The 12,195-nt window shown below is 40.3% G+C and carries 7 protein-coding genes and 1 pseudogene; 6 read left to right on the top strand and 2 right to left on the bottom strand.

The features are described from left to right. Positions 1-20: 20 nt before the first annotated feature. Positions 21-1,016, bottom strand: a complete 996-nt coding sequence (locus AAEU29_RS13975; RefSeq protein ID WP_421973913.1) for a hypothetical protein — start codon at positions 1,014-1,016, stop codon at positions 21-23. Positions 1,017-1,047: 31 nt separating this feature from the next. After that, a complete protein-coding gene (uvrA, locus tag AAEU29_RS13970; RefSeq protein WP_421973912.1) occupies positions 1,048-3,867 on the bottom strand; it encodes an excinuclease ABC subunit UvrA in 2,820 nt (939 codons plus the stop codon). 142 nt (positions 3,868-4,009) lie between these two features. On the opposite strand from uvrA, the gene AAEU29_RS13965 reads away from it, so the two are divergent. The 6 genes and pseudogenes from AAEU29_RS13965 (at position 4,010) to AAEU29_RS13940 (ending at position 12,195) form a co-directional block, all read left to right on the top strand. Continuing rightward, positions 4,010-4,756, top strand: coding sequence for a substrate-binding periplasmic protein (locus AAEU29_RS13965; protein WP_421973911.1), 747 nt, complete (start codon positions 4,010-4,012; stop codon positions 4,754-4,756). A gap of 62 nt (positions 4,757-4,818) precedes the next feature. After that, positions 4,819-6,207, top strand: coding sequence for an MFS transporter (locus AAEU29_RS13960; protein WP_421973910.1), 1,389 nt, complete (start codon positions 4,819-4,821; stop codon positions 6,205-6,207). Between the two features lie 16 nt (positions 6,208-6,223). After that, a complete protein-coding gene (gene ssb, locus AAEU29_RS13955) occupies positions 6,224-6,886 on the top strand; it encodes a single-stranded DNA-binding protein (RefSeq protein WP_421973909.1) in 663 nt (220 codons plus the stop codon). 148 nt (positions 6,887-7,034) lie between these two features. Further along, positions 7,035-8,378 (top strand): tyrosine-type recombinase/integrase, encoded by a 1,344-nt coding sequence (locus AAEU29_RS13950; RefSeq protein ID WP_421973908.1) that lies wholly within the window; start codon positions 7,035-7,037, stop codon positions 8,376-8,378. Positions 8,379-8,450: 72 nt separating this feature from the next. Beyond that, positions 8,451-9,956, top strand: a pseudogene (locus AAEU29_RS13945) (site-specific integrase); the annotation flags it as partial. Further along, complete coding sequence (locus AAEU29_RS13940) at positions 9,949-12,195, top strand: hypothetical protein (RefSeq protein ID WP_421973907.1); 2,247 nt, start codon at positions 9,949-9,951, stop codon at positions 12,193-12,195. The pseudogene AAEU29_RS13945 and the gene AAEU29_RS13940, both read left to right, overlap by 8 nt.

The raw sequence follows: 12,195 nt of genomic DNA, 5'->3' as shown, positions 1-12,195 counted from the left end.
AGGTGGATAAAAAGTTTCAGTTACCTGTTTTTGAAAAGCTCATTGCTGGGTGAGTCACAAACAGCTACCACAAACTCATAACCATACTGGGTATTTTTGTTTTCACTAATCAACAGCACCTCGTAGTCGTTTAACTCTACTACTTTTGTATTTGCGGATTTAGCACAACGAGAATAGCTATCAGCTTCTAGTCGATAAGCGAACATTGCAATTAAATAACGCATTACCGATTCGTACCCTCTATCAATTGGAATTAATAGTTCGTCTGACTCACCCGCGGCGTTATTAAATTTAATGCTAAATGTTTCTGGCTTCTCTGGCTCTTGTGTTTCAACAACAGCAGCAGTATCAAGAGCTTGTTGCTTCGCTAAATCAGCTTGTTTTTGTTCTACTTCAGTGACATTAGGGTCAATTCCATTAAGTATTTCTTCGATGCTCTTTTGCTCTCCTTGCCAAAGCGACAGTAACTGGAAGACTACAGTAAAACACACCATAAAACGCATGGAGTTAGAAAAAAACGGATGATTACTTTTAGAAAAGAAACGCACCATTTTGATGCCAAATGGCTTTGCCAACAAAATTGCGAACAGATAAAACGGCACAAATAACTGGTAAATCATTAACGCTACAACGCTAATGCCTAAAATCCAGCTAGGTAACACCAGTAAAATGGCAAAGTTATGCGTGTAGTTAAAGTGTGCAGCAGGTACGCCTGTTACTTCATTCACCATAGACGCACTTGATACCAGCGCAAAATTTGTAATGGTGGCATAAAAAAGTAGGATGACAGCTTTTCCAGCAAGACTTTCCCATGCCCTGGAAAACTTAGGCCAAAACTCCATCAGCAGACCAATCACAGTAAGCATTGCAGCTAAACCATAATCACCTTGAAAAATAATCAGCAAGGCGAATGATAGGGTATAGAGTTTTTCAGGTAGTGATAAAGACTGCCAAAAGTTTACTAGCTTAAGTTGGACTAGCTTTAACTTTGGCAGCTTTTGACTAATTAATTCCATTTAGGTGCTTTTTTATTATTAATTGAAATACTTATAGCATTTCTTTTAAATAGCGACCAGTATGAGATTGTGGATGTTGAGCAACTTCTTCAGGCGTACCTGCAACCAATATTTCACCACCACCAGAACCACCTTCAGGGCCTAAATCAACAATCCAATCGGCAGTTTTGATTACATCAAGGTTGTGCTCAATAACCACAATGGTATTACCGTGATCACGCAGGCGATGCAACACCACAAGCAGTTGTTGAATATCGGCAAAGTGCAAACCTGTGGTTGGCTCATCGAGAATATATAAGGTTTTACCGGTATCACGTTTTGATAGTTCGCGTGCTAATTTAACGCGTTGAGCTTCACCACCAGACAAGGTAGTTGCTGATTGTCCTAAGCGAATATAACTTAAACCAACATCCATCAGTGTTTGTAACTTGCGTGCAATGGCTGGAATTTTGTCAAAAAATTCGCGTGCATCTTCCACCGTCATATCAAGCACTTGGTGAATGTTTTTGCCTTTGTATAAGACTTCCAATGTTTCACGGTTGTAGCGTTTACCAGTACACACATCACACGGCACGTAAACATCGGGTAAAAAGTGCATTTCAACTTTAATAACACCATCGCCCTGACACGCTTCGCAGCGCCCACCTTTTACATTAAAGCTAAAACGCCCCGGTTTATAACCACGAGAGCGAGCTTCTTGCGTGCCTGAAAACAGCTCACGAATAGCAGTAAAAATACCTGTGTAAGTCGCAGGGTTTGAGCGTGGCGTACGTCCAATAGGGCTTTGATCAATATCGATAACTTTATCAAACAAATCCATGCCAGTGATTGATTTGTAAGGCGCTGCTTCGGCCGTCGTTGCACCATTAAGTTCGGTGTGCGCTACCTTAAATAGTGTATCGTTAATTAAGGTTGATTTGCCTGAACCTGAAACACCTGTAACACACGTCATTAAGCCAAATGGAATTGAAAGGTCGACACTTTTTAAGTTATTACCGGTAGCACCTTTAAGCTCTAGCCATTTATCTTGAGGTTGATGACGTGCTGCGGGTACTTCTATTGATTTTGTGCCCGAAAGATATTGGCCAGTTACCGACTCTGCACAGTTAATAATATCGTCACGTGTACCTTCAGCAATAACTTGGCCGCCGTGAACGCCTGCACCAGGGCCAATATCAATAATATGATCTGCGGCACGAATTGCATCTTCGTCATGCTCAACCACAATTACCGTGTTACCTAAATCACGTAAGTGCGTTAATGTGGCGAGTAATCTGTCGTTATCGCGCTGGTGTAAACCGATAGAAGGCTCATCCAACACATACATTACGCCAACAAGGCCTGCACCAATTTGACTTGCTAAACGAATACGCTGCGCTTCACCACCTGAAAGGGTTTCGGCACTGCGCTCTAAAGATAAATAATTAAGTCCTACATTAACCAAGAAGGATAAACGATCGCTGATTTCTTTTAAGATTTTTTCGGCGATTTTGGCTTTTTGACCGCTAAAACTTAGGTCACCAAAAAATTGCTGAGCTTCACCAATGCTCATTTTAGTAACATGTGGCAAATTAGTAGTGCCAATAAACACATGACGTGCTTCTTCGCGTAAGCGTGAGCCACTACAACTCGGGCAGTCTTGATTGGTTTGATATTTTGCTAGCTCTTCACGTACTGAGTTTGATTCGGTTTCTTTGTAACGGCGTGCCATATTATTCAGCACACCCTCAAAAACATGATTGCGCACCACAACATCGCCGCGATCATTACGGTATTGGAATTCAATTTGGGTGCGGCCAGAACCATTCAGTACCACTTTTTGCGCATCGGTAGGTAACTTTTCAAAAGGCGTTTCAATATCAAAGCCATAATGATTTGCCACTGCTTGCAGCATTTGAAAATAGTAAAAACTACGCTTATCCCAGCCGCGAATTGCACCGCCTGCAAGGCTGAGCTCTGGGTTTTGTACAACGCGGTTTGGATCAAAATATTGGCGAACACCTAAGCCATCACAGCTTTGACAGGCACCTGCCGGATTGTTAAATGAAAATAAGCGCGGTTCTAACTCTGTCATTGCGTAGCCACAACTCGGGCAAGCAAAGTTAGCTGAGAACACCATTTCGTCTTTTTCCGGCTCATCCATATAGGCTATTTGCGCTACACCGTTTGAAAGTTCAAGTGCTTGCTCAAATGATTCGGCTAAACGAAGTTGTAAGCCATCTTTTACTTTGATGCGATCAACCACTACTTCAATCGTATGCTTTTTATGTAATTCTAGTGTAGGTGGATCGGAAAGGTCGCAAACTTCGCCATCAATACGTGCACGAATAAACCCTTGTGCTGCAAGGCTTTCAAGCAGCTTGATATGCTCACCTTTGCGCTCTTTTACTACAGGTGCGAGCAGCATTACTTTAGTGCCTTCTGGCAGCGCTAAAACTTGGTCAACCATTTGGCTAATTGTTTGAGCTGCAAGTGGTAAGTCGTGGGTTGGACAGCGAGGCTCGCCAACGCGTGCAAACAATAGCCTTAAGTAATCGTAAATTTCAGTAATGGTGCCTACGGTAGAGCGCGGATTATGCGAGGTTGATTTTTGCTCGATTGAAATTGCAGGTGATAAACCTTCAATATGGTCAACATCAGGTTTTTCCATTAAGGATAAAAATTGGCGAGCATACGCAGAAAGTGATTCAACATAACGTCGCTGACCTTCAGCATACAAAGTATCAAATGCTAAAGATGATTTACCTGAACCAGATAAACCTGTGATTACAATCAGTTTATCGCGAGGAATAGTCAAGTTGATGTTTTTTAAGTTGTGCGTGCGGGCACCGCGAACCTCGATATGTTCCATTGTTATCCTATAGTAATAGCGAGCAGCAATATAGCGCTTAGTATTGCATTATATTGTATAAATATACAGCCTTTTGTGGCCTGTATTTCTAGTGAGAAGTTACTAAACTTATTTAAGTTTAGGTTCTCACTTTGGATCACCTTTGTTGTTTAGAAATATTGCTCTGATCTTTTTCGGTTGTTTGACTTTTTCAACGGTTAGCTGTGAATTAACGATTCGCTATGAACGTTTTGGTGAGGTTAAAAGTCGTGCTGAACATGCTGATTTACATGGGCTTGATGTTGACTTTGCTAAAACATTGTTGGCTCAAACTGACTGTAGTTACCGTTTTGTAGAGCTCCCGTGGGCAAGATCATTAGGCGGCTTAAAAGCGGGGTTAATTGACTTGATGTTAAGCGTCTCAAAAACTACCGAGCGCGAAAAATACTATTATTTTTTAGGCCCTCAGCGAAAAGAAACGATCGTTTTGGCGATGAATCAAGATAATGTTTATTCAATAAGTTCACTTGAAGATTTACTTAATTTACCTGCCCCAGTTGCGGTTCATCGCGGTGCTTTTTATGGTGATGAATTTGAGAAAATATTAAAGCAATACCCTGAAAGGTTTATTACCGTAGTAGACAATAATACCAAGTTGGATTTATTAGCCCGTAAAAAAATCAGTGGTTTTTTAGAGGAAAAGGGAAATTTAGCTTATCAAAAACAATATAACCCCAGCTTTTCGCATATCTATATTGATGACTTTGTTGTGAATAGCACCGAAGTGTTTTATGCATTTAGTAAACGCACAATTAGCGAAACACAATTTCAACAATTCGAAGGCATTTTTAAAAGCAGTAAATACCAAAATGAACAGCGTAAAATTTTAGCAAAATACGGGTTAGAATAACCATCTTAGTTTGTGGTAAACTTGCCGCCTTAATTTTCAAATAACTATTTGCTAAACCGCTAATGTCTGCTTCATCTTTAAATGCCCTCGAAAAACGTACCGCAGTGTCGCTTGCCAGTGTATTTGCTTTTCGCATGCTTGGTTTGTTTATGCTTATGCCTGTATTGGCAATTTATGGTACTGAATTAGAAGGCTTTTCGCCTTTATGGATTGGTATTGCAATTGGTGCGTATGGTTTAACGCAAGCACTATTACAAATTCCTATGGGATGGTTATCTGATAAATTTGGTCGCAAACGCGTGATTGTTGGTGGTCTTATTATGTTTGCCATTGGCTCGGTCATTGCGGCAATGGCCGAATCGATTTATACCGTAACATTAGGCCGTGCATTGCAAGGTATGGGAGCCATTGCGGCTGCAGTCTTGGCACTTGCTGCGGATCTTAGCCGTGATGAACAACGCCCTAAAGTAATGGCCGTCATTGGTATGTGTATTGGTCTTAGCTTTGCAGCAGCTATGCTGTTAGGCCCAATGATAGCGGCCTCTTTTGGTGTAAGTGGTATTTTTTGGCTAACTGCAATGCTTGCTGTTATTGGTATTTTTATTGTGTTAACAGTGGTACCAACAGCTGTAAACCGAGCGCCGAAAGGAGATACCTCAGCCTCGCTTAGCGACATTAAAAACCTTATAAAACACCCTCAGTTATTTCGCTTAAATTGTGGTGTAATGTTATTGCATCTAACTTTAACAGCTGTGTTTGTAGCTTTGCCGGGCGAATTAATTAAAGATGGCTTAGCAGCTGAAACGCACTGGAAGTTATATATTCCTGTTCTACTATTGGCATTTATTTTTATGGTGCCAATGATGATTATTGCCATCAAAAAAGAAAAAGAAAAAGTAGCGTTTTTAGCCTCAATTGCACTGATTGTTGCAAGTTTAATGAGCTTAAGTTTGTTTGGTGCAAGTGCGGCCATAATTGGTGTTTGCATGCTATTGTACTTTATTGCATTTAACTTTTTAGAAGCGACCATGCCTGCGTTGGTAGCACGTATTTCACCCCCAGGGCAGAAAGGTTCTGCAATGGGGGCGTTTAGCTCAACGCAGTTTTTAGGCGCCTTTTTTGGTGGTGTTGTTGGTGGATATTTAGCACAAGTAAGCGATGCCCAGACAGTATTTGCCGCAGCAACCTTGGTTGGGGTAATATGGTTTGCCATTGCGTGGGGAATGGAAGTACCACCAAAAAGTAAGTTAATTAGCTTACTCACTGAATTACAAGGGGAGGAAGATGATTTCGACCCTGAAAAAGCAGCCGAAAAGCTTGCAAATGACCTTGCAGATTTACCGGGTGTGTTAGAAACAACAGTAGTACTTGAAGAAAATCGTACTTACTTAAAAGTAAAAGAATCAGAATTCGATTTGCAACAAGCAAAAGTTGTTGCAGGTATAGTTTAATTAAAGGAGACAGACCATGGCTCGTGGTATTAACAAAGTGATCCTAGTTGGTAATTTAGGCCAGGATCCAGAAGTGAGATATATGCCAAACGGCAACGCAGTAGCAAATATCACACTTGCAACGTCTGACAGTTATAAAGATAAAAACACGGGTCAGTTAGTAGACAAAACCGAATGGCACCGCGTTGTGTTTTTTGGCAAGTTAGCTGAAGTGGTTGGTGAATATTGTCGTAAAGGTTCGCAAATTTACGTTGAAGGTAAATTACAAACACGTAAGTGGCAGGATCAGCAAGGTCAAGAAAAATACACAACTGAGATTGTAGTTGATGGCTTTACAGGTCAGATGCAAATGCTAGGTGGTCGTGGTGATAATGCTGGCAACAATGCGGGTGGTGGTTTCCAACAGCAAAATCAGCAGCAATCAGGCTTTGCTCCTCAGCAATCACAAGGTTTTAACCAAGGTGGTCAACAGCAGCAACAAGGTGGCTTTAATCAGCAACCGGCTCAACAGTCTGCTCCAATGCAGCAATCTGGTGGTTTTGGTGGTCAACAACAGTCTGGTGGTTTTGCGCCTCAGCAGCAATCAGGCGGCTTTGCTCCTAAGCAGAATGCACCACAAGGCGGCGCATCAAACCCAATGGAACCACCAATTGATTTTGATGACGACATTCCGTTCTGACCTAAGACAAAAAGAAAAATGTTGAAAAATCTTTTAGAAAGCCGCTATTAAGCGGCTTTTTTAATTTCATTAGAAAATTAATGTTGAAAATCTTAAAATATTCTCTATATTACTTTATAACAAAAATAAATGTTTAATAGTGATGTTTGTGAAAGTTGCTGTGAAGAAATTTAAAAGTGGGGAGCGCTATGTCTTTCTATTAGGAAAGGATGGCGTCCCGGATTTTTGGGTAACTCACTTTGTTACGCAAAAACTGCGAATGACTAAGGCTGCAACATCAATTGAGCAATACCTAAAAGATATTAAGCATTTGAAACGCTGGGAGGAAATGAACAATAGAGACCTTCTTGACGAAATATACAACGGCAAAGTGCCCGATGAAAAAGATGTTAAGGCTCTCAAGGAACACTGTTTATATCACGCCAAGGCATTAAAGGTGAAAACTGTAAGTAATGTGGTCAAAATGGAGAAGTTTCACTTATCAAAAACACAAGATAAGCCCACCATTAGCAAATCTCAATATATTTCCCGAATTGCTCACATAGCAGAATTCCTTCATTTTATTGGAAAAGAGCGAGTCAAATATAAACCAACAGCAGCCGAGCTTTTTGATGAGTTAGATAAAATGAAAACTCTACTTAAGAGCGGTAATCCAAAGGGAAAATCGAAAAAAGTATCTTTGGATAAATCTGGGATTGCAGATGATGTATTTGAAGATTTTGTTGAGGTAGCTAAGCCAGATTCACAATACAATCCGTTTAAAAACCCTGTTGTAAAGTTTAGAAACTATCTAATCGTACAAGTGTTATATGAGACTGGATTTCGATGTGCCGAGTTATTAGCGCTTCGGATCAGCGATATTGGAACGGATACTGATAATCCAACATTGTCAGTTGTTAGACGACATGACAGTAAAGATGATCCTCGTTTAAAAGAGCCGACGGCTAAGACGCTTGGCAGAGCTGTTTCTATCACAAAAGAGCTAAGAGACTTGTTGAATACGTATATCAAGGTTCATCGTGCTGATACAAAAGTAGCGAAAACACATCCATTCATATTCGTTTCACACAAAGATAAAGAGGGACATTATCAATCTGGGCAACCGATCATTCAGCAAACAATTAACGATATATTTAATAGCATAAAAGCGGTGAACCTAGAGCGTTTCTGGGCTATTACGCCTCACTCTTATCGACATTATTATAATGATCAATTGTCAAACACGATTGATCAGGAAAGAGAAGCAGTTAAACAAGAGATTAAACGATTAGAGCAAGCTGGTTTGCATCAAGAGGCAAAACAATATGCTAGTGAAAATATCATTACAGAGCAACGAGAGTTGGAAATTCGGGCTGAGCTTAACGGTCATTCCTCTCTTGAATCAGGTAGAACATACTTGAAACGAACAACAAGAAAACGAGCAAGCGCAATACGCAAAAAAATGCATCAAAGGCTAAAACACAAGGCAGGAAGTATTGATGACTACATCTAGTAAAAAAAAAATTCGAGCGCGTCGAAGCTAAAGTCTGATGTTCGCAAAAGTAAGCATAATTACGAATATGATGTATATCAAGACGTTTGGAAGTTAAATGCAGATTACTCTATAAATTTTAGCTTATTAGCACCTTTGAAATTGACTTCTCAGTTTGAGGCTAATTTTCGTCTTGCATTAGCTGATTACGCATCAGAGTTCTCACCAGGCTATGTTACTTCGATCTATATTAACATCAGGCAATTATTTGCTTTTGGTGTTACAGATAAGATAAAGGAAGAGCATGTAATAAACTTTAAAGCTACCCTTGAAAAAAATAAAGAGTGGAAGCTTGGGCAGGTGCGCTCCTTCATTTTGGACTGGTATGAGAAGGAGATTAAAGGTGTTGATAAAAAGGTTGTTGACCTACTCAGTTCGGTAAAGTTAGCAGGTACCGAAAAAGGGAAAGCTGTTGCGCTAGGGTGCCCATACAGCGGCGCATATTCGTTTGACGAGCAAGTAGCCTTTATTCGCTGGTACGTAGATGCATACTCTTTAAACCAAATAACATTAACTGAATATGCTTTCGTTATTGCACTTCAACAAACTGGAGCCAGACCAATCCAGTTACGCTATCTGTACTATTGTGACTTGGTCGCTCACACAGAAGGTTCAATTACATCTTTTTCTCTAAGAATACCTCATGCCAAAAAATTAAGGGCAGATTTCAGAGAGTCATTCCAATTTAAAGATGATATTAACGAAGATCTCTTTTTGGTCTTAGCAAAGCAAGCCGAACAATCAGTTAATTACATTGAGGATTGTTACAACACAAAACTATCTGAGTCACAAAAGACTACTATTCCGGTATTTCTAAATAAGAAAGAAATAGCCAAGATATCAACTCTCAGAGAGTTCTATGAGGTGCAAGCGAATACACCAGACTTACTTTGTTTAAGTAAATCTGGTGCAGGTAATATGATACGAAACATTGCGAGACTTTGCCCGTTAAAAACAACACGAATAAAAACTGAAGGCATTTATGGTGACCTGCATGTAAACGCAAGGAGATTCCGTTATACACATGCAACAAATATGGCTGTTCTTGGTGCGAGTGCTCATACAATTGCAGAAGAATTGGGACATGAAGATACTCAACATGTGACTGTGTACACAGAATTTAATGAAGAAATGGCTGATAGACTTGATGAAGCACTTGCATCTGATTTAACACCATTAGCGCAAGCATTTTCGGGTACTTTGATTGACGGTGAAAAAGATGCAATTCGAGCCAATGATCCTCGCAGCCGAATCAATAATAACGATGGCAACCCTGTCGGAAGTTGCGGTAAATTTGGCTTTTGTGCAAATGGCACAATTCATTGTTACACCTGCAATAAATTTCAACCTTGGTTAAATGCGCCTCATACGGAAGTTCTGAAAAGTATTATTTCTGAACGTGATCGCAAGCGTAAGATGGGGGCAAGTGAGTTTGTATTACAAGGCCATAATCGAAGTATCGATGCGATCAAAGTTGTTATTCAAAAGTGTAATGCTAGAAAACAAGAGCTGGAAAAAGAAGGAGCGTTAAATGTCTGATGTATTGGTATTTACACCCAAGAATAAACTAGATTTCCAGAAAAATTATGCCGAGTTCATAGCATTTGCAAAAAACGATTTAACGCTTTTTGGTGACCATGTGTTTGAAAGTCCTTTTGGCACTCAAAAAGGATGGGAGTGCGATAAATGGTCTTGGAAACCAGCGAAAGGAAAGAAATTAACCATCGTATTTGGAAACAGTGTAAACCATTCCGAATATATACCATTCAAACAGCCATTTGCTGACTTTGCCAAAGCCTATGTGCGTTACCAACAGTCGCTCGATTTTAAAAATTCGACAACTTGGTCTTCATCTTTAGTGTGGATCTACAATGCCCTAGAAGAAAACGCGATTCAAAATGGTAGAGAGGATGTTGATATCATGCACCTCACTAACACGGAAATTAATCGTATCGAGGAGCAGATTAAGAATAGTGGATTAAGTGCTGGAGGAAAGCGCAATATTGCCCTGTCATTTGAAAAAGTAGTTAATTTCATCAAAGAAAAACGATTCAAATTAGACCTGCAAGAGTGGTCAAACCCTTTCCCTCGTAAACCTGACTCTGGAATTAAGCTTGATGAAGACAGCCTTAAAGAAGAAGAGGATAAATGTCCTTCTGATTATCAAATGCTTCAAGTGGCGGATGCATTTCACAAAGCTAAAACACCTCGTCAAAAGTACTTCTCCAGTCTATGTGTAATGTTGATGTGCCAGCCGAGTAGAAATACAGAGCTTAATGGTTTAACAACAAACTCATTACAAACAAGTGTAAAAGGACGTTTATATCTAATGTGGCATCCTGCAAAAGGAGGAGATCCCGTAAAAAAGTGGGTCCCTAAGCTACTAGAAGATGTTGTAAAGCAAGCATTTGACAGGCTCATTGATATTTCTGCTCCTGCAAGAGCTGCCGCGAAATTTGCTTTTGAAAATCCCAACATTTTTATGATACATGAACAGTGCATTACATCTGCTGATTTTCCGCAAGACAAGCCGTTAACATATAATCAATTTGCAAAAGCAATGGGGTTCAAAACTGGTAAATCAGCAAGAGGTGCGGATATTAGTTGGGTTACATATGGAAACAACATTAAATGGCTCAAAAGCCTTATTAGTGAATTAAATGGCGTATCTGATTGGAAGAAAGAGTTGTGTGAGGGGGCAGCAATTTTACCCAATAATGATGTTGTGGATAGGTACACTAAGGAACCAATAGGTTGCTCTATTAAGTTCCCAAGTTACAGTGATCTACGAATTGTCGTTGAGCAGCAATATACAACTAAAGGTTTTCCCAACGTCGGTGAAGTGAAAATTTGGGATTGCATTACCTTAGTTCGCGAGAATGAGTTTCACAAAGAGTTTGATGTTAAGCCGTTTTCTTGGATTATGGTCGGTCATGGAGCTGTGAGTGATGCTATAGGTTCAGAGCGCCCTTCAGGAGAAGAAACAATCGAGTCAATCTTTGATGAATTGGCAATCACAGACGAAGATGGCACTCGGTTACAATTGAATACACACCAACCCCGGCATTGGTTGAATACTAAGTTGAAACTGGCTGGTGAAGAAGATTGGTTGATTGCCAAGTGGTCAGGTCGAGCTGATATTAAACAAAACAAAGCTTACGATGGAAGAACGCAAGAGCAGAAGTCGCGGTTAACCAAACGCATAGGCCATGTTGCAAATGTTGAAGGTGTCCTGACAGTTGCTCAAGCGAATAAGTTTTTATCGCCATACACATCAGAGTCTCCTCCCCCTGCAATCTTGTTACATGATTTGGGTTTACCAGTTTCGCTAAAGTCACTTGGAATTAATAGAACAGGTGTCGCTCAGTTCACAGGGTTAGGCTACTGCGTGCACAACTATGCGGAAAGTCCATGTGTTAAGAATGGCGATTGTGCGGTCTGTAGTGAGCATGAATGTTTAAAGGGGTTACCTCATACCTTAGAAGAGCTTAAAAACCTTGAGAAGCTCTATGAGGAGCAGCTAGAGGATGCTGTCGCTAAAGCAGAAGATAAATTTTTCGGTGCAGATCGTTGGGTGACAGCCTTAGGTTTCAGATTATCAAAGATCAAAACCATTATCACCATGATGGAAGATCCAAACAAACCAGATGGCACACCTATCAGAATTCCCGATGAGTTAGACCCTTCACCGGTTAAGCGCTCACTCAATATTGACGAGCAGAGTGTAATCCCAACTTTTGACCTTACCGCTTTAGCATTAACTGATATGGAGGAGTAA

This window comes from Pseudoalteromonas aquimarina, assembly GCF_049257255.1.
Taxonomy (GTDB): Bacteria; Pseudomonadota; Gammaproteobacteria; order Enterobacterales; family Alteromonadaceae; genus Pseudoalteromonas.
Note: the sequence above shows the minus strand (reverse complement) of the source record. Positions and strands in the feature narration are given on the sequence as shown.

Excerpts from the sequence above, each read along its gene's own strand:
- AAEU29_RS13975 (WP_421973913.1), bottom strand. The coding sequence starts at position 1,016 with ATGGAATTAATTAGTCAAAAGCTGCCAAAGTTAAAGCTAGTCCAACTT.
- uvrA (WP_421973912.1), bottom strand. The coding sequence starts at position 3,867 with ATGGAACATATCGAGGTTCGCGGTGCCCGCACGCACAACTTAAAAAAC.
- AAEU29_RS13960 (WP_421973910.1), top strand. The coding sequence starts at position 4,819 with ATGTCTGCTTCATCTTTAAATGCCCTCGAAAAACGTACCGCAGTGTCG.
- ssb (WP_421973909.1), top strand. The coding sequence starts at position 6,224 with ATGGCTCGTGGTATTAACAAAGTGATCCTAGTTGGTAATTTAGGCCAG.
- AAEU29_RS13940 (WP_421973907.1), top strand. The coding sequence starts at position 9,949 with ATGTCTGATGTATTGGTATTTACACCCAAGAATAAACTAGATTTCCAG.